The sequence below is a fragment of the Marinovum sp. genome (assembly GCF_048263515.1).
Taxonomy (GTDB): domain Bacteria; phylum Pseudomonadota; class Alphaproteobacteria; order Rhodobacterales; family Rhodobacteraceae; genus Marinovum.
This window is the reverse complement of the sequence record NZ_JBLXEC010000007.1, coordinates 124,349-148,485: the sequence shown is the minus strand read 5'-3', so window position 1 is coordinate 148,485 and position 24,137 is coordinate 124,349. Positions and strand designations below refer to the sequence as shown.

General features: G+C 64.0%; 24 protein-coding genes and 1 tRNA gene. 15 read left to right on the top strand and 10 right to left on the bottom strand.

Annotated elements, in window-relative coordinates; translation table 11 throughout:
* Positions 1-68: 68 nt before the first annotated feature.
* A tRNA-Ala gene (locus ACN0SE_RS09220) sits at positions 69-144 on the top strand.
* On the opposite strand, the gene ACN0SE_RS09215 is transcribed toward ACN0SE_RS09220, so the two are convergent.
* From ACN0SE_RS09215 to ACN0SE_RS09195, 5 genes are all read right to left on the bottom strand, one after another.
* Positions 95-1,687 carry a recombinase family protein gene (locus ACN0SE_RS09215; RefSeq protein ID WP_417524275.1) on the bottom strand — a complete coding sequence of 531 codons (1,593 nt, stop codon included), beginning with the start codon at positions 1,685-1,687 and terminating at the stop codon, positions 95-97. The genes ACN0SE_RS09220 and ACN0SE_RS09215 overlap by 50 nt on opposite strands.
* Positions 1,684-2,031 carry a hypothetical protein gene (locus tag ACN0SE_RS09210; protein ID WP_417524225.1) on the bottom strand — a complete coding sequence of 116 codons (348 nt, stop codon included), beginning with the start codon at positions 2,029-2,031 and terminating at the stop codon, positions 1,684-1,686. The genes ACN0SE_RS09215 and ACN0SE_RS09210 overlap by 4 nt, the downstream gene beginning before the upstream one ends.
* A 338-nt stretch (positions 2,032-2,369) precedes the next feature.
* A complete protein-coding gene (locus ACN0SE_RS09205) occupies positions 2,370-3,077 on the bottom strand; it encodes a hypothetical protein (protein WP_417524224.1) in 708 nt (235 codons plus the stop codon).
* A 15-nt stretch (positions 3,078-3,092) separates the two neighbouring features.
* Positions 3,093-3,485 carry a hypothetical protein gene (locus ACN0SE_RS09200; protein ID WP_417524223.1) on the bottom strand — a complete coding sequence of 131 codons (393 nt, stop codon included), beginning with the start codon at positions 3,483-3,485 and terminating at the stop codon, positions 3,093-3,095.
* Entirely contained in the window at positions 3,482-4,351 is an 870-nt protein-coding gene (locus ACN0SE_RS09195) for a type IV secretory system conjugative DNA transfer family protein (RefSeq protein ID WP_417524222.1), read from the bottom strand. The genes ACN0SE_RS09200 and ACN0SE_RS09195 overlap by 4 nt, the downstream gene beginning before the upstream one ends.
* Before the next feature lie 62 nt (positions 4,352-4,413).
* On the opposite strand from ACN0SE_RS09195, the gene istA reads away from it, so the two are divergent.
* The gene (gene istA / locus ACN0SE_RS09190) at positions 4,414-5,982 is read left to right on the top strand and encodes an IS21 family transposase (protein ID WP_417523914.1); all 1,569 of its coding nucleotides are present in this window, start codon (positions 4,414-4,416) and stop codon (positions 5,980-5,982) included.
* On the top strand, positions 5,912-6,640 hold the full coding sequence (gene istB, locus ACN0SE_RS09185; protein ID WP_417523913.1) for an IS21-like element ISPkr1 family helper ATPase IstB: 729 nt from the start codon (positions 5,912-5,914) through the stop codon (positions 6,638-6,640). Before istA ends, istB begins: the two co-directional genes overlap by 71 nt.
* A 60-nt stretch (positions 6,641-6,700) precedes the next feature.
* On the opposite strand, the gene ACN0SE_RS09180 is transcribed toward istB, so the two are convergent.
* A complete protein-coding gene (locus tag ACN0SE_RS09180) occupies positions 6,701-7,162 on the bottom strand; it encodes a hypothetical protein (RefSeq protein WP_417524221.1) in 462 nt (153 codons plus the stop codon).
* 322 nt (positions 7,163-7,484) lie between these two features.
* Here ACN0SE_RS09180 and dusA point away from each other — a divergent pair, with 322 nt between their 5' ends.
* The 3 genes from dusA to ACN0SE_RS09165 all read left to right on the top strand — a co-directional run bounded on the left by dusA (position 7,485) and on the right by ACN0SE_RS09165 (position 10,288).
* Positions 7,485-8,438 (top strand): tRNA dihydrouridine(20/20a) synthase DusA, encoded by a 954-nt coding sequence (gene dusA, locus ACN0SE_RS09175; RefSeq protein WP_417524220.1) that lies wholly within the window; start codon positions 7,485-7,487, stop codon positions 8,436-8,438.
* Between the two features lie 61 nt (positions 8,439-8,499).
* Positions 8,500-9,324, top strand: coding sequence for a sulfite exporter TauE/SafE family protein (locus ACN0SE_RS09170; protein ID WP_417524219.1), 825 nt, complete (start codon positions 8,500-8,502; stop codon positions 9,322-9,324).
* 127 nt (positions 9,325-9,451) lie between these two features.
* On the top strand, positions 9,452-10,288 hold the full coding sequence (locus ACN0SE_RS09165) for a hypothetical protein (protein WP_417524218.1): 837 nt from the start codon (positions 9,452-9,454) through the stop codon (positions 10,286-10,288).
* 15 nt (positions 10,289-10,303) lie between these two features.
* Here the strand turns inward: ACN0SE_RS09165 and ACN0SE_RS09160 are convergent, their stop codons facing one another.
* Both ACN0SE_RS09160 and ruvX read right to left on the bottom strand, forming a co-directional pair.
* Positions 10,304-10,543, bottom strand: coding sequence for a DUF1289 domain-containing protein (locus ACN0SE_RS09160; RefSeq protein WP_417524274.1), 240 nt, complete (start codon positions 10,541-10,543; stop codon positions 10,304-10,306).
* Positions 10,544-10,557: 14 nt separating this feature from the next.
* Complete coding sequence (gene ruvX, locus ACN0SE_RS09155) at positions 10,558-11,031, bottom strand: Holliday junction resolvase RuvX (RefSeq protein WP_417524217.1); 474 nt, start codon at positions 11,029-11,031, stop codon at positions 10,558-10,560.
* A gap of 164 nt (positions 11,032-11,195) precedes the next feature.
* Here ruvX and ACN0SE_RS09150 point away from each other — a divergent pair, with 164 nt between their 5' ends.
* The 8 genes from ACN0SE_RS09150 to ACN0SE_RS09115 all read left to right on the top strand — a co-directional run bounded on the left by ACN0SE_RS09150 (position 11,196) and on the right by ACN0SE_RS09115 (position 19,144).
* Positions 11,196-12,440, top strand: coding sequence for a sarcosine oxidase subunit beta family protein (locus tag ACN0SE_RS09150; protein WP_417524216.1), 1,245 nt, complete (start codon positions 11,196-11,198; stop codon positions 12,438-12,440).
* Positions 12,437-12,889 (top strand): hypothetical protein, encoded by a 453-nt coding sequence (locus ACN0SE_RS09145; protein WP_417524215.1) that lies wholly within the window; start codon positions 12,437-12,439, stop codon positions 12,887-12,889. Before ACN0SE_RS09150 ends, ACN0SE_RS09145 begins: the two co-directional genes overlap by 4 nt.
* 157 nt (positions 12,890-13,046) lie before the next feature.
* Positions 13,047-13,325 carry a hypothetical protein gene (locus ACN0SE_RS09140; RefSeq protein ID WP_417524214.1) on the top strand — a complete coding sequence of 93 codons (279 nt, stop codon included), beginning with the start codon at positions 13,047-13,049 and terminating at the stop codon, positions 13,323-13,325.
* Positions 13,326-13,523: 198 nt separating this feature from the next.
* Positions 13,524-13,730, top strand: coding sequence for a hypothetical protein (locus tag ACN0SE_RS09135; RefSeq protein ID WP_417524213.1), 207 nt, complete (start codon positions 13,524-13,526; stop codon positions 13,728-13,730).
* A 78-nt stretch (positions 13,731-13,808) separates the two neighbouring features.
* A complete protein-coding gene (locus tag ACN0SE_RS09130; RefSeq protein WP_417524212.1) occupies positions 13,809-14,132 on the top strand; it encodes a sarcosine oxidase subunit delta in 324 nt (107 codons plus the stop codon).
* Positions 14,133-14,194: 62 nt separating this feature from the next.
* Positions 14,195-17,197: a sarcosine oxidase subunit alpha family protein gene (locus ACN0SE_RS09125; protein ID WP_417524211.1), complete on the top strand. Its 3,003-nt coding sequence runs from the start codon at positions 14,195-14,197 to the stop codon at positions 17,195-17,197.
* A complete protein-coding gene (locus ACN0SE_RS09120; protein ID WP_417524210.1) occupies positions 17,190-17,768 on the top strand; it encodes a sarcosine oxidase subunit gamma in 579 nt (192 codons plus the stop codon). Before ACN0SE_RS09125 ends, ACN0SE_RS09120 begins: the two co-directional genes overlap by 8 nt.
* A gap of 767 nt (positions 17,769-18,535) precedes the next feature.
* Positions 18,536-19,144 carry a superoxide dismutase gene (locus tag ACN0SE_RS09115; protein ID WP_417524209.1) on the top strand — a complete coding sequence of 203 codons (609 nt, stop codon included), beginning with the start codon at positions 18,536-18,538 and terminating at the stop codon, positions 19,142-19,144.
* A gap of 145 nt (positions 19,145-19,289) precedes the next feature.
* Here ACN0SE_RS09115 and ACN0SE_RS09110 read toward each other — a convergent pair whose 3' ends face one another.
* Positions 19,290-19,844, bottom strand: coding sequence for a TIGR00730 family Rossman fold protein (locus tag ACN0SE_RS09110; protein WP_417524208.1), 555 nt, complete (start codon positions 19,842-19,844; stop codon positions 19,290-19,292).
* 281 nt (positions 19,845-20,125) lie between these two features.
* On the opposite strand from ACN0SE_RS09110, the gene ACN0SE_RS09105 reads away from it, so the two are divergent.
* The gene (locus tag ACN0SE_RS09105; protein WP_417524207.1) at positions 20,126-22,138 is read left to right on the top strand and encodes a LysM peptidoglycan-binding domain-containing protein; all 2,013 of its coding nucleotides are present in this window, start codon (positions 20,126-20,128) and stop codon (positions 22,136-22,138) included.
* A 131-nt stretch (positions 22,139-22,269) separates the two neighbouring features.
* Here ACN0SE_RS09105 and ACN0SE_RS09100 read toward each other — a convergent pair whose 3' ends face one another.
* Entirely contained in the window at positions 22,270-24,102 is a 1,833-nt protein-coding gene (locus ACN0SE_RS09100; RefSeq protein ID WP_417524206.1) for an ABCB family ABC transporter ATP-binding protein/permease, read from the bottom strand.
* Between the last annotated feature and the right edge of the window lie 35 nt (positions 24,103-24,137).

Here is a 24,137-nt window from a genome sequence, read left to right as displayed (position 1 = left end):
ATTTTCGCTTGAACCTCCCTGCGCCTTTCCCTAATACGCCCGTCACGAGGACGACGCGTCATCGGATCGGGGCCTTAGCTCAGTTGGGAGAGCGCTACAATGGCATTGTAGAGGTCAGGGGTTCGACTCCCCTAGGCTCCACCATCTCGCTTTTTAGGGTTGAAATTGCCGCTAACACCTTGAATGGAAAGGTGGTTTTCGCGGTTCGATAACCTTCTTCACGGCTGTAGCGCAATGGCTCCACAAAGGCCAATTTAAGCACTGTCCGCTTGAAGGCGAGGCCGCCCTTTTCGTAGAGTTTCCAAGGGTTTGCTAGAAATTCCAGGGCGTGTTCGATAAATTCCTCCAGGTGTCCCTTCGGAGGCACCTTTTTTTGAGCTTGCTCGCTCAATCTGATCTTCTGCCGTTCCAATTTTTCAATCCGCGTCTCATAGGCTTGAATAACGGAAGGGCTGCTCGCATCGACGATCCGGTCCATCAGAGATTCGATCTGATCTTCAACGTCCTTGATCTGAACCTTTATCGTGGTCTGCTCTTGTTGCGCCTCTGACAGCCGCATGTTCCATGCGTCGATGAACATCGCTCTTACGAGTTCGTAGAGCTGCTTGGCGGGCTGCAGTGATCGCAACAGTGCTTCCGCGCCGCCTTCAATATCGGCGCGCGGGATCGATTTGCGTTTCGATGCGCACGTCGGGGTGTCGCATAGGTAGTAGGGATAATGCTTATTGCGTCCTTTGGACCAACACGACGTCATGGGTTCCCCGCAATCGTCACAGAGCACAAAGCCTCGAAGCGGAAAGTCCTCGTTGATATCCTTTCGAGCCGGAGCGTGTGTGGCACCCCGCAAGAGGTCCTGAATGCGCTCATGAGTTTCAAAGCTGATTAGCGGCTCATGATGGCCCTTGCGAAGACCAATGCCCCAAGATGGTGCCTCGACGTATCCTGCGTATGTCGGACGTTCGAGAATCTCTTTAGCCTTGGTAATGCGCACGCTGCCATCGCTTGATGACTTCGGGAAGTCAGGCTTGGACTCGAAGAAGCGCACGACCTCGCTTTGTGAGGCAAACCGTCCCGCAGCGAACCCTTCCAAAGCCTCGGCCACGATGGACGCGACAGGTTCATCGCGCACCAGTAGCTTGCCGTGAACACGATCTTTGGCGAACCGATAGCCGACGGGGGGGCAGAATACGTAGTAGCCTTTTTCAACGCGGGCTTTCATTTTCTGAATCACCTGACGGCGATTTTGTTCACGTTCCAACTCGCCTTGCGCAGCGAAAATCGTTTCGACAAACTTGCCCTCTGGCGTGTCGTCGAGTTTGAAGTTCAGGCACTCGATCCTCGCCCCGCGAGTCTGAAATTCGCGCCGCAACTTGATATGGAATTCCGTATCCCGCGCAAAGCGCTTGAGGTCGTCGAAGATGACGACGAATTCCTTGTCAGGCTGTGCATCAAGGAAGCTGAGAAGCGCTACCATGCCCGGGCGCTTCATAAAATCACCACCGCCCGATGCGTCATCAGGGAATACAGCAGCAACCTCATAGCCCTGAGCTAGCGCGTATTGACGGCAGCGATGTTCCTGGCTTTCCAGCCCGCTGCCTTCAACCTTTTGCTTGGTGCTCGACACACGGCAATAAATGACCGCCGCCGTCCCGCACTCGGACTTAACTCCTTGATCTAATGCGTTCATCTGGACTCCAATCCGCGCGGTGCCCGCCCTTGCGGCCCACGCATTCTTTCTTGTTCTTCTTTTGATCTGTTCCCATTGGAATCCTTTTCACCCTTGTAATCAAGGGCTTCGGCGTCTTTTCCCCAGACTTCTTGCAGCGGATGGACGCCGAAGCCGAGTTCCACAAACGTCATAACAACACTCCAAACGGCGCGCAGATATTCATCCTTCTGCTCGGGCGTCATATCGGCACCGTCTAGATATGCCTGATATTTGTCGACATCGATGGTCAGGGTCTTTTTCGCCACGCGCGAAAAGTCATCACCGATGACCATCGGAGACTCTGCTCTTGTCTCGTCTTTCATTGTTGATCCCTTCCAGGCAAAACGGATTGCCTATACCTCAATTATACCGCTCACAGCCACTTCTCGGCAAATTTCCCAAGAATATTAGGGGGTTCTAATGGGGCGCTTGCGGTGGGATGCGGGGCCAACTTGCGCCAGCCCCGCACTGTCTTATTTCTTGCCGTCTTGGTAACCGGCGTCGTAAGCATTCGCCGCTTGATGCGGCATGTTGCTCGTATTCTTAGGGCCTTTGCCCGATTGGGCATCATTCCGGCCTTGGTCTTGAGGTGTTCCCGACATGAGGTTTCCTTTCTCGGGTTAGTGTTGAAGTAGCTTTCGGGTGCTTGGTGCACCTCTCGCTATTGGACAGAGCCGCCGAACGATGCGTTCGCCGCCTTGTCGATATTCTGGTTGCGGTGATCGGCAAGCAGATCGTCGAGGCGCATTTTAAAAAGGAGCGCGCGCGACTTCTCGCCATGGATGCTCGCGACGTTCAGAACGCCGCCATCGTGCAGGATGACAACCTCATGCCCGTGCGGGCTTTCGGTAATGACCTCTACGCCACGGATGACTTCGCGCTTGATCCTCTTGCCAAGGCTCAGCGCGCGACGTCTGACCGTGATCTCTTCGGCGCTGACTCTGACCGAGACCGTCTCGCGATTCACAAGCCAGCCCAGTAGATCAATGAGCCGCGTTGAGCGAACAGCCCAGGCTCCCGCTGCCCACAGGGCGGCGAGCCCCCAGCCGCGCAGACTTTCAAGTGGCACGTCAAGCGACTGTGCTTCCGCGACAGCAGTAAGACGTTCGGCTGCGTTCAGGAGACCAACAACGGCGAACTCGGCACCGTCGAGCAGAACGTTGCTGGTCGCATTGTGTCCGACATCAGGCCCGTAATGCGCGAGCAAGATCACCGAAATTCCCGCGAAGCCGATGAATCGCACGACGCGCGGCTCTTCTTCGCCGCTGCATGCGCGGCGATGCATCGCGCGCAGTTCGGCGCTCCCGCTCGATTGTTTGATGACGGGCTTGCCCCGCATCAATGCCCAATGATTACTCAAGAGATTCATGACTTGCCTCTGTTCTTATGTTTCGGTGCCGACGATTTGGTTGCGTACGGCCCGCCAATCGACGGGCAGCAAGGTGACGATGCTGCACGCCCCGTCGCGCCCGTACTGCGTGCGCATGCCTTGCAGGCCGAAATAGTTGCAGGACGCGCAGTGGACGTGGCTTCCGCTGCCGCCACAGCGAAAGGTCACGAGCAGGTGCGGCGTGCCGTACGCCAAAACCACATAGAGGATGGTAGCCAGCCCCCAGGTCGCGACGCGCGGCTTGAGCAGCCACAGGACCACACGGAGCTTGCGGAGGCGCGCCGCGCGCCGTGCGTCAAGGATCGTGGGGCGCTTCCCGCCGCTCGGTTTGGTTTTTTTCGGTCGCGGTCCCTTGCGACTGACGACTTCGATCTTGATCTCGCTCATGACTGCCTCTTTTCTTTGGAATAGCGCAGGCGAAAGGCGGTCTTGCCGCTGCGCGGGTGGTCGCCTTCCATCGGGTTCGGATCGGCCCAGTCGCGCCAAGGCGACACGTCCCAGAAGGGAACCTTCTCGGCGAGAACTGGCGGAGCCGTTTTGACGAACAGGAGCTGGCGCTCATCGGGCAGCGCCATGATCTCTTGCGGCAGCATCAGGGGCACGCCGCGCTCCGACACGCTGACGCCGACCTCGTGATCGTCGCGCTGGCCGAGATTATAGTTGCGGGTGATGATCGAGCTTTCGCCAAGGAGGCGTGAAAGCCGCACGGCAAGGTCCATGTCCTGGACGGCGAAGAATTGCTTCACTTCGGATTGGCTCAGGATGATGTTTGTCGTCTCGCGGCCATAGACCTGCACCAAATGCGAAAGGTCTTGCACGATGGCCCAGACGCGCACGCCAAAGCCTGGCAGCAGCGTTAGCGCTTCGGCCAGTCCCGCGATCTTGCCCATGTTGGCAAACTCATCGAGCAGGAACAGCACGGGGCGATTGTTGCGCTCCGCCGCAACGGCATTGATGGCATGCTGCGAGACCAGCGCCAGCCACACGCCATATTCGGCGATGCGCTCGGCTGGGATCATCACATAAACCGTCGTCGGCTGTGTCTTGAGGTCCTGGAAACGCACATCCGAGCGCGAGACGGCATCGGCGAGCGGCCCGCCAGGGCGGAACGGCTGCAATGCGTTCGAGACCGTTGTGCGGAAATCCGAAAACTGCCGCGCGTTATCTTCGAACTGGCTCAGGAACTCTTCGCCGTAATCTGCATGTGAACAGGCGTGCAATTTTGACCCCGTATCGGGGTTATCGGCGTCCAAAAATGACCCCCTTACACTGATGTGGATGATGCCCCTGAGATCATCGGGGAGCACAGTGTGGGATGTTGGTTGTGGAGACGATTGCGAAGATCCGTCGGGCGTATTTTCAGGACAAGAAGCCGATTAAGCAGATCTGCCGGGAACTGCGGGTTTCGCGGAATACGGTGCGGAAGGTGATCCGATCCGGCGTGACGGAGATGACCTATGAACGCACGATCCAGCCTCAGCCGAAGATCGGGCCTTGGAAAGGCATGCTCGACGAGATGCTGGCGGCCAACGCCCGAAAGCCCAAACGCGAGCGACTGACCCGCATCCGCATCTTCGAGGAACTCCGGGCCCGAGGATATGATGGCGGCTATGATGCGGTCCGGCGATATGCGGCCACGTGGTCCAAGGAGGAACAGGAGGCCTCGGCCGCTGCCTATGTGCCGCTGATCTTCGACCCAGGCGAGGCCTACCAATTCGATTGGAGCCACGAGATCGTAGTGATCGATGGCGCAACAACTACTGTGAAGGTTGCCCACGTCCGGCTGTGCCACAGCCGGATGCTGTTCGTGCGAGCCTACCCGCGCGAGACGCAAGAGATGGTCTTCGACGCCCACGACAAGGCCTTCGCCTTCTTCGGCGGCGCTTGCGCTCGGGGGATCTACGACAACATGAAGACCGCGGTGGACACGATCTTCGTCGGCCGCGACCGCGCCTACAATCGCCGGTTCCAGCAGATGTGCGGGCACTACTTGGTCGACCCGGTCGCCTGCACACCTGCCTCTGGCTGGGAGAAGGGACAGGTCGAGAACCAGGTTGGGGTTGTCAGGCGACGGTTCTTCGTGCCCAGACCGAAGTTCAGGAGCTATGCCGAGCTCAACGCCTGGCTCGAGGACCGCTGTGTGGCTTGGGCCAAGTCCCATCCGCATCCGGAACTGCGTAACCGGACAATCTGGGAATTATTCGAGGAAGAGCGCGCGAGCCTGGTGCCTTATGTCGGGCCTTTCGACGGCTTCCATGCCGTGCCGGCGTCCGTGTCGAAGACCTGTCTCGTTCGCTTCGACAAGAACCGCTACTCCGTGGATGGCCGCGCTGTTGGTCGCCCTGTCGAGATCCGCGCCTATGCCGAGTGGGTCGAGTTCTGGCAGGACGGCAAGATCGTGGGGCAACATTCCCGGTCGTTCGGCCGCGACAAGGCTATCTACGACCCGCTGCACTACATTCCGGTGCTGGCCCGCAAACCCGGTGCCCTCAGGAACGGAGCGCCGTTCAAGGACTGGGAGTTGCCGCCCGCGATCAGGCGAGTGCAGCGCAAGCTTGATAAGGTGCCGAATGGTGACCGCCAGATGGTTCAGATCCTGAGCATGATCCCAACCGACGGGCTGGATGCCGTGGATGCTGCCTGTGCCGAAGCCCTGAACGAAGGGGCCCCCGCCGCCTCAGTCGTCATCAACATCTTGGCCCGACATCGTGAACCGCCACCGCCGTTGACCATTGATACGCCGGACGCGTTGCGACTGACCTGCCAGCCCGTGGCCGATTGCCAACGTTACGACAGCCTCAGGAGACCCAACCATGGAAAGATCACAGGTGCTGGACGCGATGAGCCAGCTGAAGCTCTACGGCATGAAGGCCGCCTACGATGAGATCATCACCACGGCGGTGAAGCGGCAGCATGAACCGCAGCAGATGGTAGGCGACTTGTTGAACGCCGAGATCAGCGAGAAGCAGGCGCGTTCGATCAAATACCAAATGACCATCGCCAAACTGTCTCTGGCGAAAGAGATCGACGAGTTCAGCTTCGAGGGCACGCCTGTCAACGAGACGCTGGTGCGCGACCTGGCCGCCGGGGGCTTCCTTGAACAGCAGCGAAATGTTGTGCTCATCGGCGGCACCGGGACCGGCAAATCCCACCTTGCTGTGAGCATCGCTCGGGCGTGCATCCGGCGAGGCAAACGAGGGCGGTTCTTTAACGCCGTGGACTTGGTGAACAAGCTCGATGCCGAAGCTCGTGCCGACCGGCAGGGGCGCACGGCTGACCTACTGTGCCGCCTCGACTTCCTAATCCTTGACGAGCTTGGCTACCTTCCGTTCGCCCAGACCGGCGGCCAGTTGCTATTCCACCTCATCAGTCGCCTCTACGAGCGCAGCTCGGTCATCGTGACCACCAACCTCGACTTCGGTGAATGGCCATCGGTCTTCGGAGACGCCAAGATGACGACGGCATTACTCGATCGCCTTACCCACCACTGCGACATCGTCGAAACCGGCAACGAGAGCTGGCGCTTCAAGAACAGGGAATAATCCAAGCCCCGCTGGCCCGATACGGCTGCGCTGTATGATGGCTACACCGCATCGGGCCAGCTACACGTGCGCCAAACAGGGGGTCATTTTTGGACGCCGATAGGGGGTCAAAATTGCATGCCGATTGACAACCGGAAAACCGTGGAGCTCGATTTCGGCCAGCTTCTGGTCCCGCCATTTCTTTGCGTTTTTCAGATACTGGAAGGACTCGCAAATACTGTGTGGTTTCCCGTTCACCCGGCGGCGGATCTGAACTCGGTAGGTTTCCCGGCCATCAGATGTGGGGATGCGCGTGATGTTGCGCTCATTGAACTTGGTTTTTCCTTTCGACTTGGTCGAATTGGTCTTGTTGTCCTTCTTCGGCGGCTTCGAGCCATCTCCTGCCTTGGGCGCCTTCGCAGGAGCGCAGTCCAGGCGTTCGTTCGCCAGATGGCGCAGTCCGTAGGCTTCTTCTCGACGCGCGGCGTTCTGCGCGGTGATCTTGGCGAGGGTGGCTTTGGTGCTTTCGTCGGTGAATGTCATGTCTAAGTGGTCCTGCTTCGTTAAGGTGAAGAGGAAATCGGTTCGCACCTGCAAAGAAGTTTTCTGGTTTGAATGCCGAATTTCCTGGTCCGATCAGGCGACCCAGACAGGCGGTGCTCGGGCTCGGCGGAGCATCCGGAAGGAGCCGTGTCCTCCCGGGTTTGGTGTGCTACACGGTAGCAACTTGGAATCGAAAACCCCCGGAAATCGGCCCAAATCCCGGGAAATCCGGGGAAATCGTGCAGCGCGACATTCCGCGTGAAAAGAGGTTAAGTTATTGAAAAATAATGCAGAACAATCTGCAAGGCTAAGTGTTGCGCCGATGATGGACTGGACCGACCGCCATTGCCGCTATCTCCACCGCCTGATCTCGCGCGAGACGCTGCTCTATACCGAGATGGTCACCGCGCCGGCGCTGGTGCGGGGGGGCGCGGTGCATCTGCTGGAGTTCAACCCCGAGGAGCATCCGGTGGCCTTGCAGCTTGGGGGCTCCGACCCGGCAGAGCTGGCGGAGGCGGCGCGGCTGGGGGCCGGGGCGGGGTATGACGAGATCAACCTCAATGTCGGCTGCCCCTCGGACCGGGTGCAATCGGGGACCTTCGGCGCGGTGCTGATGAAGCAGCCCGAGCTGGTGGCCGAGTGCTGTGCGGCGATGATCGGCAAGGTCGACGTCGAGGTGACGGTCAAATGCCGCATCGGTGTCGACGACCAGGAGCCGCGGGAGGTCCTGCCGGATTTCCTTGAAAAGGTCTCGGCGGCGGGGGTCAGCCGCTTTGCGATCCATGCGCGCAAGGCCTGGCTGCAGGGGCTCTCGCCCAAGGAGAACCGCGATATACCGCCGCTGGATTATCCGCTGGTGCAGGAGATGAAGGCGGCCTTTCCGCATCTGCATCTTTCGGTCAATGGCGGCATTGCCAGCCTCGAGGCGGCAGAGGACTTCCTTGCGGCCGGGCTCGACGGGGTGATGATCGGCCGGGCGGCCTATCACCAGCCCTGGGATATCCTCGGCCGGGCGGACCAGGTGATCTATGGCGGCCCGGCGCCGCTGGAGGGGCCAAGCGACGCGGTGCGGGCCATGTTGCCCTATATCGAGGCGCATCTGAGCGCCGGCGGACGGCTGCACCAGATCAGCCGGCACATGCTCGGGCTGTTTGCCGGGCGGCCGGGGGCGCGGCAGTGGCGGCGGGTGCTGTCCGAGGGCGCCTCGCAGAAAGGCGCGGGCCCGGACCTGGTGCTGCGCGCGCTGTCAGAGGTCGAGGCGGTCACCGCCGGCTGAGGCGCTTTTCCTTGCCGTCACAGCGGTGTAAGGCGGGGCACGCCCTTCAAGGAGATCCCCCATGCCCGACACGATGTTGCTGATCCAGATGCTTGTCCTGCTGATTGTCATCGGCGGGCTGGCGGGGGTGCTGGCCGGGTTGCTCGGAGTGGGCGGCGGCATCGTCCTGGTGCCGGCGTTCTTCTATGCCTTCCAGACGCTTGGCTATGACGGGCCGCAGCTGATGCAGATGTGCCTTGCGACCTCGCTGGCGACGATCATCGTCACCTCGATGCGTTCGGTGCTGAGCCACAACCGCAAGGGCGCGGTCGACTGGGACATCCTCAAGACCTGGGCGCCGGGCATTGCCGTGGGCGCGGTGCTGGGGGTGCTGGCGGCAGCCTCGCTGCGCTCGGTCACGCTGCAGGCGCTCTTTGGCGTGCTGGGTATCGTCATCGGGCTCTATCTCGGCTTGGGCAAGGCGCATTGGCGGCTGGGCGATGCCATGCCGCGCGGGCTGAGGCGGGCGCTTTTGTCGCCGGCGGTTGGCTTTCTGTCGGTGCTCATGGGCATCGGCGGCGGCAGTTTCGGCGTGCCGTTGATGAGCCTCTACAACGTGCCGATCCACCGCGCGGTGGCGACGGCGGCGGGCTTCGGCGTGCTGATCGCCGTGCCTTCTGTGGCGGGCTTCCTGTTTCTCGAGATCGCGCCGGAGATGCGGCCGCCGCTGACCGTCGGGGCGGTCAACCTCGTGGCCTTTGGCGTGGTCATCGCCATGACGCTGACCACCGCGCCGATCGGCGTGCGGATCGCTCATGCGATGGACCCCAAGCCGCTCAAGCGGGTCTTTGCGGTCTTCCTGATCCTCGTGGCGCTCAACATGCTGCGCAAGGCGATCTGGGGTTAGGCGCTGCTGCGTCTGCCCGCGACGGCAGGCGCAATTCTGCCATTTCCTGATCCGAAACAATCTCATTTCCGTCCAATTCGTCCCCAATTGCCCGGGTATCCCGATCCCGAGGCAAAAGGAGAGACCCATGCTGGAAATGATTATGCTGTTGGGAACCGGGCTGGCCGCGGCAGGCATCGCTGGCATGACCGGAATCGGAAGCCCGTCAGGCAATGACGGCGAGCTGGAAGCGGCGTCGGTCCCGACCAATGAATACCACCTTGGCGACGATTACGAAGGCGGCGAGGGCGAAGACCTTCTGAGCCAGGTCCGCCGGATGGGACAGGCGCTGGACCTCGGCAAGTTCCTTCCCGGCTCTGGCGATGGCGAGGATGCCGCGGCCGAGGAGGCCGAGAGCCTTGTCGCAGAACCCGCCGAAGAGAACGTCGCAGAGGCCGAGAGCTTTGCCGCAGCACCCGCCGCAGAGCCGGTCGAGGAGGCCGCCGCCGACAGCGCGCTGGCCGAGGACGACGACCTTGTCGACTTCGACGCCCTGCTGACCTCGCTTGAGGACGAGGACGAGATCGCCGAAATCGACGCCGACCTCGCGGTTGCAGAGGACAAAGGCGCCGAAGACATCAGCCTGCTGCTGGACGAGGCCGGAGCGGAGGAAGACACCGCCGCGACCGTCACCGAAGTGGCCGAAGCCGAGGCCGAAGACCCCGCCGAGGCCGAAGAATACGCCGAGGACGAAGACGACATCCCGGTGATCACCGATTTCGCCGCCGGCTCCGAGCAGTTGCTGCTGATGCTGCCCGATGGCATGGACGAGGACACCAGCGTCGAGATCCTGCAAGCCGGCGCAGACGGCACGGATGCCGAAGTGGTGCTGACAGACGGGCAGGGCAGTGTGACCGCCGTGATCGTCGCCGGTGCCTATGGCAGCCTGAATGCCGGGGACGTGGTGCTCGAACGCGAGGCCTGAGCCCCGCGCGCCAGATCAGGGGCCCTTGCGCCCCACACGCGCCGCGCGTCCGCCGCGGCGCTTTTTCAGGTGGTTGCGCCGGTTCGGCAGCTCTTCCATGATCGCCGCCCGATCCTCGGGCGTCATCTTCGACCAATGGCTGATCTCGTCGATCGACCGCAGGCAGCCGGCGCAGATCCGCGCTTCGGGATGGATGACACAGATCTGCACGCAGGGGCTTTCGATCTCGTCGCGCTTCCAGACCGCGTCCTTCATCCGTTCCCCCTTGATCATGCGTCCCCCAGATGCCGCATCCGGTCCAGCACCCCTTGCAGGATATAAGAGGCTGCGACGTGGTCGATCACCTCGGCGCGACGTTTCCGAGACGTATCCGCCTCGAGCAGCGCCCGTTCGGCCGCCACCGTCGACAAACGCTCGTCCCAGAAACCGATCGGCCCGTCCCAGAGCCGCGAGAAATTCCGCGCAAAGGCCCGGGTCGACTGACAGCGTGGCCCTTCAGAGCCGTCCATGTTGCGCGGCAGCCCGAGGATCACCCCGCCGATCTGCCGGTTGCTCAGGATCTCCTGCAGTCGCGCCGCGTCCAGCCCGAACTTCTTGCGCCTGATGGTCTCGAGCGGCGTCGCCACCGAGCGAAAGCTGTCAGAGACCGCCACGCCGATGGTCTTGTCACCGAGGTCGAGCCCGGCGATGGCGGTCATCGGCGGCACGGCTCTGGCGAAATCTGTGATGTCTTCCACGATCATGCCCCGTCCTAACCTGTCGGACGGGCAGGGGAAATGCCGGTTTGCGAAGCGATGTCGTGATTAATCGGCATTGTGGCGGATTTGATCGGCGTGCAGAGTGCCGAGGTCCACTAGAAGGACCACAGACAAACGCCCCCGACAGGCGCACCTGGGAGTCGAGCCACATGAAGCGATATTCAGCCTTTGCCGTCGCCCGCGAGGCCGCACGTTACCATCTGGGATGGGAGCGCGCCTGGGCCTCGCCGGACCCGAAATCGCATTACGACGTGGTGATCGTCGGCGCCGGCGGGCATGGTCTGGCGACTGCCTATTACCTGGGCAAGAACTTCGGCATCACCAATGTGGCAGTGATTGAGAAGGGCTGGCTCGGCGGCGGCAACACCGGGCGCAACACCACGATCATCCGCTCGAACTACCTGCAGGACCCCTCGGCCGCGATCTACGAAAAGGCCCGATCGCTCTACGAGACGATGAGCCAGGACCTGAACTACAATGTCATGTTCAGCCCCCGCGGCGTGATGATGCTGGCCCAGACCCAGCACGAGGTGCGCGGCTATCAGCGCACCGCCCATGCCAATGCGCTGCAGGGCGTGCAGACCGAGTGGATCTCGCCCGCCCGCGTGAAGGAACTGGTGCCGATCATCGAGCTCTCCGGCCCGCGCTACCCGGTGCTGGGCGCGCTCTGGCAGGCCCGCGGCGGCACCGCCCGGCATGATGCCGTGGCCTGGGGATATGCCCGCGCCTGTTCGGCAATGGGCATGCACATCATCCAGCAATGCGAGGTCACCGGCATCCGCCAGGAGGCCGGCCGCGTCACCGGTGTCGAGACCGCCAAGGGCCCCATCGGCTGTGACAAGCTGGGCCTCGTGGTCGCCGGCCACTCCGGTGTTCTGGCCGAGATGGCGGGCTTCCGTCTGCCCGTGGAATCGGTGGCGCTGCAGGCGCTGGTCTCGGAACCGATCAAGCCCTGCATGGACGTGGTGGTGATGGCCAACACCGTGCACGGCTACATGAGCCAGTCCGACAAGGGCGAGATGGTGATCGGCGGCGGCGCCGACGGCTACAACAACTACACCCAGCGCGGCTCCTTCCATCATATCGAGGAAACCGTCCGCGCCCTGATCGAGACCTTCCCGATGATCTCGCGGCTCAAGATGCTGCGGCAATGGGGCGGCATCGTCGACATGACCGGCGACCGCTCTCCGATCCTGTCGAAAACCCCGCTCGACGGCTGTTTCATCAACTGCGGCTGGGGCACAGGCGGCTTCAAGGCAATCCCCGGCTCAGGCTGGGGCATGGCGGAACTGATGGCCAAGGGCCATTCGCCGCTGACCGAGGCCTTCTCGCTCGACCGCTTCCGCGAAGGCCGCTTCATCGACGAAAGCGTGGCGGCGGGGGTGGCGCATTGAGTTTAGCGGTATCAGGACTGTGTCTGGATTTGGTAGGCGTTCTTTTTTTAGGCTGGGACGTTCTCAGCATACAGCGAGACCAGCGCTTGTCCGCTCAAAGAAATCGAAAATATTTAGAAGAGGCCTTTCAGGGAGGCGGAAGCATTCCGTTTATTAGAACCGAAATCGAGAGAGGAGATTTCACTGAGGGACTGTTTGAGGGACACGGCGAAGTTAATATCTCTCAACTCGAGACAACTCTTAAAGAAATGAAATGTGAGTTGGAGATGATGAGTGAAGGCTTAGCCAATGCTCTAGATTATCTCAGTTCTTCCGTCGCTCAACACGAACTGACTGCGACGCGGTCAATCCGGCTAACTGCGTTTGGGTTGGGCTTGATTTTTTTCGGTTTCGCCCTGCAGATCGTTGCAAGTCTTGGGTACAGTTTTGATCTCTTGGGAGCAGTTTGAGTATGAGCTTACCAAGCCATAGCGTACAGCCTTTGAATAGCGCATTGACCCCATCGGCGGATTTCCGCAATGCGGCATGTTTTCTCCAAGGGCCTTGGAACCCCCGGTCGGCCCGTGGCGTTAGGCCCGTGAACACATGCTTCACAGGAGAAACACCATGGTCGACCACACAGAACGCGAACACCTCAACACCACCACCACGACCACCACGAACGGCTCCGGCGGCAACAGCGGCCTGGCCTTCATCGTGGGCATCCTTGTCGTCATCGTGGCCGTCATCGCCTGGTTCCTCTTTGCCGGTGCCGATGTGCCCGACACCGCAGGCGGCGCCAATGACGTCAATGTCACCATCGAAGGCGCCGGCGAGGCCGTCGAGGGCGCTGGCGAAGCGGTCGAAAGCACCGGCGAAGCCGTCGAAGGCGCCGTCGAGCAATAAGCCCGAGGCTTTTCCGACCAAAGGTCCGGTCGCGCCCTGCGCGCCGGGCCTTTTTCTGCGCCTCGCCCATACTGGCCTGACCGCACACCACCCCCGGCCATCCGCGACTTTCAGCCGATCGCCGGCGCAAAACCTCCCGTCCCCTGTGAAAGGGCCCGATCCGGCCCTATCTCTTGTCACAGGAAAGGAGGTTCTTTCATGCCAGACCCCGACACCGACCCCATGCACGCCCGCGCCCCGCGCGGCCGTCCCTGGATGTGGATCGTCGCCGCGCTCATCGGCCTTGCCGTCATCCTGTGGATCGCACTTGCCGGCACGGACGGCGATCTCACCGAGACCGAAGCCGACCCGCCGGCCGTCTCGACCACCGATCCAGCCCCGGATGCGCCTGCCGTGTCCGACTGACATCCCGGACATTCTCACACCCGCAAGGCGGGCGCCCCTCGGCGCCCGCCTTCTGCTGCGCCAAGACCGGAGCCTGCCATGCTGACCCTGCATTGCCCCTATTGCGACATCCAGACCGACGAAACCGAGCTCACCCCCGGCGGCGAGGCGCATCTCACCCGCCACGGCCCCGGCTCCAGTGACGGCGACTTCCACGACTACCTGTTCTCCCGCGCCAACCCGCGCGGTGTCCACTTCGAGCGCTGGCGCCACGCCTATGGCTGCGGCAAGTGGTTCCTCGCCGCCCGCGACACCCAGACGCTCGAGGTCTTCGGCACCTATCCGGCCCAGACCACCGAGCCGCCGCAGTACATCGTCGAGGCGATCCGGGTGAAACGCCCCGGGTGGCGCGGCCCCGCCTGATGCTTCTTCTCTTTCCAAAATACGCAACTCCGCAGCCAGCCCCGCACGAAAGGGTCCGATAGATGAGCACACGCCTCGCCACCGGCGGCCGGTTGATCGACCGCTCGAAACAGCAGAGCTTCACCTTCAACGGCAAGCGCCTGACCGGCCATGCCGGCGATACGCTGGCCTCGGCGCTGCTCGCCAACGATCAGGTGCTGGTGGGCCGTTCGTTCAAGTACCACCGCCCGCGCGGCATCGTGGCCTCCGGCGCCGAGGAACCCAATGCTCTGGTGGGCCTGGGGCAGGGCGACCGCTTCGAGCCGAACCAGCGCGCCACCACAACCGAGCTGTTCGACGGGCTTACCGCGCAGAGCCAGAACCACTGGCCCAGCCTCGAGATGGACGTGGGCGCTGTCAACGCGGCCTTCTCGGCCTTCCTGCCGGCGGGCTTCTACTACAAGACCTTCATGAAACCGCGCGCCTTCTGGAAACATGTCTACGAGCCCTTCATCCGCAAGTCCGCCGGTCTCGGAAAGGCCCCTGATCCCGAGGCCCGCGACCCCGACACCTACGAGCACTTTCACGCCCATGTCGACACGCTGGTGGTGGGCGGCGGCCTTGCCGGGCTCGAGGCGGCCAGGCGCGCCGGCGCAGCCGGTGATCGGGTGCTGCTGGTTGAACAGACCGCCCATTGGGGCGGTCGCGCGCCGGTCGATGGCGGTGAGATCGAGGGCCGCAGCACCGAGGCTCATGTTGCGCAGTTGCTGGCGGATCTCGAGGCGATGGAGAACGTCACCCTGCGCGCCCGCTGCATGGGCGCCGGGGTCTACGACCACGGCTATGCGCTGGCCTACGAGCGGCTCACCGACCATCTGCCTGCCGCCCGCGGTCCGCGCCACCGGCTCTGGCGGATCCGCGCCGGCCGCATCATCACCGCCACCGGCGCTATCGAACGTCCGCTGCCATTTGCCGGCAACGATCTGCCCGGGGTGATGCTGGCCTCGGCGGTGCGCGACTACGTGGTCAACTGGGCGGTCAGTCCCGGCGACCGCACGGTGGTGGTCACCAACAACGACGACGCCTATCGCACCGCCCTGGCCCTGCGCCGGGCGGGCCTCGCGGTGCCGGCGATCATCGACGCCCGCGTCCTGCCCAAGGACAGCCCGCTCATGGCCGAGGCCCGCGCCATGGGCATCCGCATCCTGCAAGGCCATGCCATCGACCACGTGAAAGGCACCAAGCGAGTGCTCGGCGTCGGCATCTGCAGCCACGCCGGCGAAGGCGGCGCGGTGATCGAGGAGATCTCCTGCGAGGCCGTCGCCATGTCCGGCGGCTGGTCGCCGGTGGTGCACCTCTGGTCGCATTGCGGCGGCAAGCTCGTCTGGGACGCCGCCCGCGTGATGTTCCGCCCCGATCCCGACCGTCCGCCCCTGGGCGACACGGGCCAGCCGATGGTCACCGCCGTCGGGGCCGCCAATGGCGCGCTGACCCTGCAGGAGGTGCTCGAGGATGCCGCGCGCATCGGCGGCGACCCGAGGACAAGGGACGTGCCGCAGGCCGGCCCGCAGGAAGAGGCGCCGCTGGCCCCGGTCTGGATGATGCCGCAGGGTGCCAGCCTGAAGCACCGGATGAAGGCCTGGCTCGACTACCAGAACGACGTCAAGGTCTCCGACGTGCAGCTCGCCGCCCGCGAAGGCTTCGAGAGCGTCGAACATGCCAAGCGCTACACCACGCTCGGCATGGCCACCGATCAGGGCAAGCTCAGCAACATCAACGGGTTGGCCACGCTCTCCGGCGCGCTGGGGGCCGAGATCCCGCAGGTCGGCACCACCACCTTCCGCCCGCCTTACACGCCGATTTCCATGGGCGCCATCGCCGGCCCGGCCCGGGCCGAGACTTTCCAGCCGGTGCGCGAGACGCCGATCCACGGCTGGCTGGCCGCCAATGGCGCCGAGTGGGAACCGGTCGGCCAATGGCGCCGGCCCTATTGCATCAAACGTGCGGGCGAGAGCACCCATGACGCGGTGATGCGCGAGGTGACCAACACCCGGACAAACCTCGGGCTACTTGATGCCTCGACCTTGGGCAAGCTGGTCGTCAAGGGGCCGGATGCCGGCCGCTTCCTCGACATGATGTACACCAACATGATGTCGACCCTGAAACCCGGCAAATGCCGCTACGGGCTGATGTGCAACGAAAACGGCTTCCTGATGGATGACGGCGTGGTGGCGCGGATCGACGAGGACACTTTCCTCTGCCACACCACCTCGGGCGGGGCCGATCACATCCATGCCCATATGGAGGACTGGCTGCAATGTGAGTGGTGGGACTGGCAGGTCTATGTGGCCAATGTCACCGAGCAGTTCGGCCAGATCGCCGTGGTCGGCCCCAAGGCCCGCAAGGTGCTCGAGGCCATCGGTGGCATGGATGTCAGCGCCGAGACGCTGCCCTTCATGGGCTGGGCCGAGGGCGCGCTGGGGGGCATCCCGGTGCGCATCTACCGCATCTCCTTTTCCGGTGAGCTGAGCTTCGAGATCGCGGTCAAGGCCGGCTACGCCCGCCAGCTCTGGGATCTGCTGTTGACCGTCGGGCGGCAGTTCGACGTCATGCCCTATGGCACCGAGGCGCTGCACATCATGCGTGCCGAGAAGGGCTTCATCATGATCGGCGACGAGACCGACGGCACGGTGATCCCGCAGGACCTCGGCCTCGACTGGGCGATCCCGAAGAAGAAGACCGACTACCTGGGCAAGCGGGCGCAGGCGCGGCCCGACATGGCACGCGACGACCGCTGGAAGCTGGTGGGCCTCGAGACGCTCGACGGCTCGGTGCTTCCGGACGGTGCCTATGCGGTCGACGACGGCGACAATGCCAATGGCCAGCGCAATGTGCAGGGGCGGGTGACCTCGTCCTATCATTCGCCGACGCTGGGCAAGGGCATCGCCATGGGGCTGGTCCGCCACGGGCCCGACCGGATGGGCGAGGTGCTGCGCTTTGCCAAGGCTGACGGCACCACGATGATCGAGGCGCGGATCACCGATCTGGTGTTCTACGACAAGGACGGGGAGAAGCAGAATGTCTGAGATGCTGGCTACACCGGTCACGGCCCTCGGCGGGGCGCGGTTCGACGGGTTGATCTCGGTGCGGGAAAAGCCGGCGCAGGGGATGATCTCGCTGCGCGGCGATCTCTCGGCCGCACCGATCAGGAATGCCGCCACCGGCATCGCCGGTGTCGATATGCCGCCCCGGCGCGCGGCACACACCGAGGGGCAGCGCGGGCTGCTCTGGATGGCGCCTGACGAGCTGCTGGTGCTCTGCCCCTATGGCGAGGTGCCGGGGGCGGCGGCCTCGATGTCCAAGGTGCTGCAGGGGGTGCATGCGCTGGTGACCGACGTCTCGGACGCCCGCGCCATGTTCGAGCTGCGCGGCGGCGGGCTGCGCGATGTCCTGGCCAAGCTGACCCCGGCCGACATGTCCATCACCGGCCTGCCGCCCGGCGAGCTGCGCCGCTCGCGGCTGGCGCAGGTGCCGGCGGCCTTCTGGCTGGAAAGCGAGACCTCGGCGCAGGTGATCTGCTTCCGCTCGGTGGCGCGCTATGTCTTCGACCTGTTGAAGAACGCTGCCCAGCCGGGATCGGCGGTGGGGTTTCACTGAGCGGGCTGGTCCGTCGTCCTCGCGCAAGGGGCTTGGCAGGAGGCCCCGGGTCGAGCCCGGGGCTGCGTCGCGCCTGAGTCTCCCGAGCCGCGCCTCGAGGGGCCGCGGTGCGGCGATCCATCCCTGGTGCGGCAGCGCTTTATCCTCGACAAATCCGAAGATGATCCGAGTGGCGTGCCTGCGGCTGCCAAATCGCCGTGCCGGCGGGCGGCCCGGCGATGCGCGGCGGCCTTTGGCCGCTGTTAACGCGCTGGGTGCGGGGCGTGGGGGTCGGCATGGCCTGAGTTAGACCAAAGGCAGTGCAACGGTGGTCGCGCGTCTACTTTGCGCGCGGTTGTAGGGTGGGCATTTTGCCCACCGCTGCGGCATGGTGGGTTGAAAACCCACCCTACGGGAGCCGTGCAGCGTCGGGCCGCGGTGCGGCGATCTTCGCTTGGTTCGGCAGCGCTTTATCTTGGACGCATCCGGAAGAGATCGGAGCGAAGCGCGCACGTCAACCAAATCGCCGTACCGGGGGGCGGCCCGGCGATGCGCGGCGGGCTGGCGCCCGCTGTTAACGCGCAGGGAGCAAGGCCCGGAGGTGCGCAAAGCCTGAGAGGCCCAAGGCGCGGTCCACCCATCCCGGACAGAGCCCATGCCCAGACCGCCAACCCTCCCGGGGCAGAGGCTTTTATATGCCCCTCTGCAACACGGGCAGGGGTTGACCTCTTCGCCGCAGGCGCTCACTTATACCGGGAACGCGACCACCAGAAAAAGGGGCTGTACCCATGGCTTTCGAACTTCCCGATCTTCCCTATGCACATGACGCGCTTGCCGGCCTCGGCATGAGCAAGGAGACCCTTGAATACCACCACGACATCCACCACAAGGCCTATGTCGACAACGGCAACAAGCTGATCTCCGGCACCGAGTGGGAAGGCAAGACCCTCGAAGAGATCGTCAAGGGCACCTACCAGGACGGCGCCGTCGCGCAATCGGGCATCTTCAACAACGCCTCGCAGCATTGGAACCACATGCAGTTCTGGGAGATGATGGGCCCGAACGACACCAGCATGCCGGGCGAGCTGGAAAGCCGCATCAAGGATGCCTTCGGCTCGGTCGACGACTTCAAGAAGGAATTCGCCGCCGCCGGTGCCGGTCAGTTCGGCTCGGGCTGGGCCTGGCTGGTCGTCGACACCGATGGCACGCTCAAGATCACCAAGACCCCGAACGGCGTGAACCCGCTGTGCTTCAACCAGACCGCACTGCTCGGCTGCGACGTCTGGGAGCACTCCTACTACATCGACTTCCGCAACAAGCGTCCGGCCTATCTGGACAACTTCCTCGACAACCTGGTGAACTGGGAAAACGTCGCGGAACGCCTCGCAAGCGCCTGATCCGCTTGACGAAAGTCTGACAGAGGCCCGCCTGTTGCATGACAGGCGGGCCTTTTTGTTGCGGAAACTTCAGTGCACGGCGCAGGCCAATGCCGCCCGAGTGACCCCGGCAGCAATCGACATTCAGCTCAGCGAAAGGCCGGTCTCAGACCGCCAGCGCATCCGACAACTTGCCCATGCAGTCCTCGACAGTCTCGGCAACCTGCCAGAAGCCCCGCAGCGAAGCCTCGGCAAAGCCCTGGTCGATCACGTGGTCCAGCAGCGCCAGCAGCGGATCCCAGTAACCCGCCACATTGAGCAGCACCACCGGCTTGGCATGCAGGCCAAGCTGCGCCCAGGTCAGCACCTCGAAGAATTCGTCGAGCGATCCCGCGCCGCCGGGCAGCAGGATCACCGCATCGGCGTTCATCAGCATGACCTTCTTGCGCTCGTGCATCGTCTCGGTGACCACAAAGGTCGAGAGATCGCGCTTGCCGACCTCGATGTCCATCAGGTGCTTGGGAATGACACCAAAGGTCTCGCCGCCGCTCTCCTGTGCGCTGCGCGCCACCCGGCCCATCAGCCCGACGTCGCCCGCGCCATAGACAAGCCGCCAGTTCACGCCCGCGAGCGCCCGGCCAAGGGTTTCGGCGGCCTGGGCATAAGCCGGATCGGCGCCGTCGCGAGAGCCGCAGTAAACGCATACGGAGATGTCGGCCATTGTCACTCGCTCCTGATGATGAGGTCCTGTATCCTCTGCCCATGTTGCGCGCGCAGCATCGGAAGTCAACGCGGACCCCCGGGGGCAGGCAGCGCGACCGGTCCCCAGCGGCCGGACTTGTGCGAAAATGTCGCCGGAAATCCACATTTTGACCGCCATGACCGCCCCTGATAGTGTTTTGTACGTTTTTTTCCGGTGGTTAGGCGGTTAATTGTGCATATCTGCCGGAAAACAGGGGAAGCGCGCCTCGGACTAGCCAAAAGCGCGCAAAGGGGATGCGAATGGCGAAGTGGATCGGATATCTGGGCGGAGGCGCCGCCGGCGCGGCTGTGGCCGTGGCGGGATATATCGCCTGGACGCTCTATCCCGATCCCGAGGCCCCGCGCGAGACCCCGGCGGCGCTGGCCAAGCCGGAGAACGGTGCGGGGGGCGATGTAGCGCCGGCTTCGCCCGACATGGCGGCTGAGGCGGAAAAGGCGCCGGCGGACGCAACATCAGAGCGAGAGACAGGCGAGGATGTGGCCGAGACGTCCACAGAGGTCGCGCCCGAAGCCGTCGCTGATCCTGCCGATGATCCGGAGGCGGAAAAACCTGACACGGCAGCCGGGCAGGAGGCCGCCTCTGACCCTGACACCGCCAACGCGCATGAGAAGACTGCCGAGCCCGAGAGCGCCGTGGCGCAGGAGGCCGCTGCCACGCCGGAGACCGTCGGTCAGGATGGCGACCCGGTGACCGAGACTGTCACCGCCGAGGCAGCCGACCCCGAGACCGACACGACCGGTGTCTCTGACGCAGGCTCCCCTGACGCTCGGGAAGCCGCCCCCGAGCAACCCGCGACACAGGACGAAACCCCGGACACTGACACCGCCGAAGCCCCCGCCGGCCTGCTGCCGCCGACCTTCGACCTGGTGCGCATCGAGCCTGACGGCTCGGCCATCGTCGCCGGCGCCGGCTCTGCCAGGGCGCAGGTCCGCATCTTCCTCGACGGCGGCGAGATCGGCGAGGCGACGTCCGGCCGCGACGGGCGCTTTGTCAGCCTGCTGCACATCCCGCCGAGCCGCCAGCCGCGTCTGATGACCCTCGCCATGTCGCTGGCGGAGGAAGAGGTCTTCTCCAAGACCGAGATCATCGTCGCCCCCTTCGGCGCGGTCGAGAAACCCGAGCCGGAACAGCGGGCGTCGCTGGAGGCTGATGCGGAGACCGCTGGAGCCGCGCCCGAACAGACGAAGACAGAAGCACGCGCAAGTGCGGGAGCCGAAGCCGGGGACACCGCGACGTTGGCGGAGTCCATCGAGACGGCCGAGATCGAAACTGACACCGGCGGTAGTTCAAAGCCGGAAGCCGAGGACAGCGCGCGGGAGGGTTCCGCCGCGAGCGACGTGACCGAGGTCGCCGACGCAACCGTCGGGACCTCGTCCGAGACTGTCCCTGCGGCTGAGAAAACCGCGCCTGAGGGGGACCGGAACGCCGAGGCAACAAGCGACATCGCTGCTGACGCGGAGCGCCCGGTGACGGCTTCCGAGGGTCGGAGCGAGGCCGAGGGTGAAACTTCTGAGGCTGTCAAAAACGCCGAGGCGGAGACCGATGATCCCGCGGCGCCTGAGGTGGTGATCGCCGCCGCGGAGCCTCTGCCTGAGCCTGCCGCAGAGCAGGACCCCGAGACCTCCGCGATGCCCGAGACCGACACAACCGTGACCGCCGAGCCGCGCGACAGTGCGCCGGTGCTGCCCGAGCCGCAGGCGCCGCCGCGGTTGCTGGCCTCAGACGACGAGGGCGTCAGGGTGCTGCCGGGGCCGGAGGTGCTGGACCGGGTGGCGATCGACTCGATCAGCTATGACACCGCCGGCGACGTGGCCCTCGCCGGGCGCGGCGTGACGGGCGAGACCGGCGGCTTTGTCAGGGTCTATCTCGACAACACCCCGATCACCACCTCGCGGATCCGCTCTGACGGGTCATGGTGGGTGACGCTGCCGGAGATCGACAAGGGGGTCTATACTCTGCGCGTCGACGAGGTGGACGATGCCGGCGAGGTCAAATCCCGCGCCGAGACGCCCTTCCTGCGCGAGGATCGCGAGACGCTTGAGGAGGCCTCCGAGGCCAGCGCCGAGGGCGGGCCGGTGAAGATCGTCACCGTGCAGCCGGGCAATACGCTCTGGCAGATCGCGCGGGAGCGCTATGGCGAGGGTCTTCTCTATGTCCGGGTGTTTGACGCCAACAAGGGGCAGATCCGCGATCCGGACCTGATTTATCCGGGGCAGGTGTTTGACCTGCCCGAGGAGGGTGCGGCGGAGTAGCGGCGTGCTTTTGGGCTGAGGGGAGTTGGGGGCGCTGCCCCCGTCCGGCAGAGCCGGACTCCCCCGAGGGTATTTGGAGCAAGAGGAATTGGGGGCGGGGGCGTGTTTGCCTCCGCCCTTTGGTTTTGGGGTCAGGCGGCGTCGTCTTCCGACTGCTGGCGGCGCCAGAGGCTGGCATAGCGGCCGTCGCGCGAGAGCAGGTCGGCGTGGGTGCCGCGTTCGACGATCTCGCCGTCCTGCAGGACAATGATCAGGTCGGCCTCGGCCACGGTGGAGAGCCGGTGGGCGATCATCAGCACGGTGCGGCCCTCGGCGGCGCGGTCGAGGGCGCCCTGGATCTCCTGCTCGGTCTCGCTGTCAAGCGCCGAGGTGGCCTCGTCCAATAGCAGGATCGGCGGGTTTTTCAGCAGGGTGCGGGCGATGCCGACGCGCTGTTTCTCGCCGCCCGAGAGTTTGAGGCCGCGTTCGCCGACCATGGTGTCGTAGCCCTCGGGCAGGCTCTCGATGAAGTCATGGATCTGGGCGGCGCGGGCGGCTTCGATGATCTCGGCGCGGGTTGCGCCTTCGCGGCCGTATTCGATGTTGTAGTAGATCGTGTCATTGAACAGCACCGTGTCCTGCGGCACCACGCCGATGGCGTCATGCAGGCTGTCCTGGGTGACGTCGCGCACGTCCTGGCCGTCGATGGTGAGCGACCCGGCGGTGACATCGTAGAACCGGAACAGCAGCCGGCCGATGGTGGATTTGCCGGACCCGGAGGGGCCGACGATGGCGACCTTCTGGCCGGCATGGGCGGTGACCGAGACGCCTTTGAGGATCGGCCGCGCCGCATCGTAGCCGAAATGCACGTCGTTGAGCGACACCTCGCCGCCGCCGACCTTGAGCGCCGGAGCGCCGGGCTTGTCGGAGATCTCGGCCGGCTGGCCCAGCAGGGTGAACATCTCGCCCATGTCGACAAGGCTCTGGCGGATCTCGCGGTAGACGGTGCCGAGGAAGTTCAGCGGCATGGTGATCTGGATCATGTAGGCGTTGACCATGACGAAATCGCCCACCGTCAGATCGCCGTTCTGCACGCCGAGCGCGGCCATCACCATGACCCCCACCAGACCGGCGGTGATCAGGAAGGACTGGCCGAAGTTGAGGAAGGCCAGCGAATAGGAGGTCTTGAGCGCCGCCTGTTCATAACCCGCCATGGCACTGTCATAGCGCGCGGCCTCGCGGCCCTCGGCGCCGAAATACTTGACGGTTTCGAAGTTGAGCAGGCTGTCGATCGCCTTTTGGTTGGCATCGGTGTCCTGGTCGTTCATCTGCCGGCGCAGCTTCACCCGCCACTCGGTGACCTTGAAGGTGAACCAGACATAGAGCGCGATGGTCACCGCCACCACCGCCAGGTACCAGACGTCGAACAGAAAGAAGAGCACCACGGCGATCAGCAGCAGTTCCAGCACCAGCGGCCCGACCGAGAACAGCATGAAGCGCAGCAGGAAGTCGACACCCTTGACCCCGCGTTCGATGATCCGGCTCAGCCCGCCGGTCTTGCGGGTGATGTGATAGCGCATCGACAGGCGGTGGATGTGGGTGAAGGTCTCGAGCGCCAGCTTGCGCAGCGCCCGCTGACCGACGGCGGCAAAGAGCGCGTCGCGCAGCTGCTGGAAGCCGTTGGTCATCAGCCGGGCCATGCCATAGGCGATGGTCAGACCGACCGCGCCCAAGAGCAGGGGCGAGCCTTCGCCGCCCAGAGTGTCGACGGCGGCCTTGTAGAGCATCGGCGTGCCCACCGCGATCAGCTTGGCCAGCACCAGGATCGACAGCGCCGCCACCACCCGGCGTTTCACCCAAGGGTGTTCGTCGGGCCAGAGATAGGGCGCGACGCGGCGGATGGTGCGCAGGGCAGAGCTGCGCTCCTGCCTGGCGATATCGGCGGCGGTGGCGTCCTCGGCGGGTGGCGCGTCGGTGGCTGTCATGGGGGACTTTCTTTCGGGAATGCGGTCTGAGAGGG

What these genes read in the sequence shown, in the direction of transcription:
- ACN0SE_RS09215 (WP_417524275.1), bottom strand. Translation starts at nt 1,687, where the DNA reads ATGAACGCATTAGATCAAGGAGTTAAGTCCGAGTGCGGGACGGCGGCG.
- ACN0SE_RS09210 (WP_417524225.1), bottom strand. Translation starts at nt 2,031, where the DNA reads ATGAAAGACGAGACAAGAGCAGAGTCTCCGATGGTCATCGGTGATGAC.
- ACN0SE_RS09205 (WP_417524224.1), bottom strand. Translation starts at nt 3,077, where the DNA reads ATGAATCTCTTGAGTAATCATTGGGCATTGATGCGGGGCAAGCCCGTC.
- ACN0SE_RS09200 (WP_417524223.1), bottom strand. Translation starts at nt 3,485, where the DNA reads ATGAGCGAGATCAAGATCGAAGTCGTCAGTCGCAAGGGACCGCGACCG.
- istA (WP_417523914.1), top strand. Translation starts at nt 4,414, where the DNA reads ATGTTGGTTGTGGAGACGATTGCGAAGATCCGTCGGGCGTATTTTCAG.
- istB (WP_417523913.1), top strand. Translation starts at nt 5,912, where the DNA reads ATGGAAAGATCACAGGTGCTGGACGCGATGAGCCAGCTGAAGCTCTAC.
- ACN0SE_RS09180 (WP_417524221.1), bottom strand. Translation starts at nt 7,162, where the DNA reads ATGACATTCACCGACGAAAGCACCAAAGCCACCCTCGCCAAGATCACC.
- dusA (WP_417524220.1), top strand. Translation starts at nt 7,485, where the DNA reads ATGATGGACTGGACCGACCGCCATTGCCGCTATCTCCACCGCCTGATC.
- ACN0SE_RS09170 (WP_417524219.1), top strand. Translation starts at nt 8,500, where the DNA reads ATGCCCGACACGATGTTGCTGATCCAGATGCTTGTCCTGCTGATTGTC.
- ACN0SE_RS09165 (WP_417524218.1), top strand. Translation starts at nt 9,452, where the DNA reads ATGCTGGAAATGATTATGCTGTTGGGAACCGGGCTGGCCGCGGCAGGC.
- ACN0SE_RS09160 (WP_417524274.1), bottom strand. Translation starts at nt 10,543, where the DNA reads ATGAAGGACGCGGTCTGGAAGCGCGACGAGATCGAAAGCCCCTGCGTG.
- ruvX (WP_417524217.1), bottom strand. Translation starts at nt 11,031, where the DNA reads ATGATCGTGGAAGACATCACAGATTTCGCCAGAGCCGTGCCGCCGATG.
- ACN0SE_RS09150 (WP_417524216.1), top strand. Translation starts at nt 11,196, where the DNA reads ATGAAGCGATATTCAGCCTTTGCCGTCGCCCGCGAGGCCGCACGTTAC.
- ACN0SE_RS09140 (WP_417524214.1), top strand. Translation starts at nt 13,047, where the DNA reads ATGGTCGACCACACAGAACGCGAACACCTCAACACCACCACCACGACC.
- ACN0SE_RS09135 (WP_417524213.1), top strand. Translation starts at nt 13,524, where the DNA reads ATGCCAGACCCCGACACCGACCCCATGCACGCCCGCGCCCCGCGCGGC.
- ACN0SE_RS09130 (WP_417524212.1), top strand. Translation starts at nt 13,809, where the DNA reads ATGCTGACCCTGCATTGCCCCTATTGCGACATCCAGACCGACGAAACC.
- ACN0SE_RS09125 (WP_417524211.1), top strand. Translation starts at nt 14,195, where the DNA reads ATGAGCACACGCCTCGCCACCGGCGGCCGGTTGATCGACCGCTCGAAA.
- ACN0SE_RS09120 (WP_417524210.1), top strand. Translation starts at nt 17,190, where the DNA reads ATGTCTGAGATGCTGGCTACACCGGTCACGGCCCTCGGCGGGGCGCGG.
- ACN0SE_RS09115 (WP_417524209.1), top strand. Translation starts at nt 18,536, where the DNA reads ATGGCTTTCGAACTTCCCGATCTTCCCTATGCACATGACGCGCTTGCC.
- ACN0SE_RS09110 (WP_417524208.1), bottom strand. Translation starts at nt 19,844, where the DNA reads ATGGCCGACATCTCCGTATGCGTTTACTGCGGCTCTCGCGACGGCGCC.
- ACN0SE_RS09105 (WP_417524207.1), top strand. Translation starts at nt 20,126, where the DNA reads ATGGCGAAGTGGATCGGATATCTGGGCGGAGGCGCCGCCGGCGCGGCT.
- ACN0SE_RS09100 (WP_417524206.1), bottom strand. Translation starts at nt 24,102, where the DNA reads ATGACAGCCACCGACGCGCCACCCGCCGAGGACGCCACCGCCGCCGAT.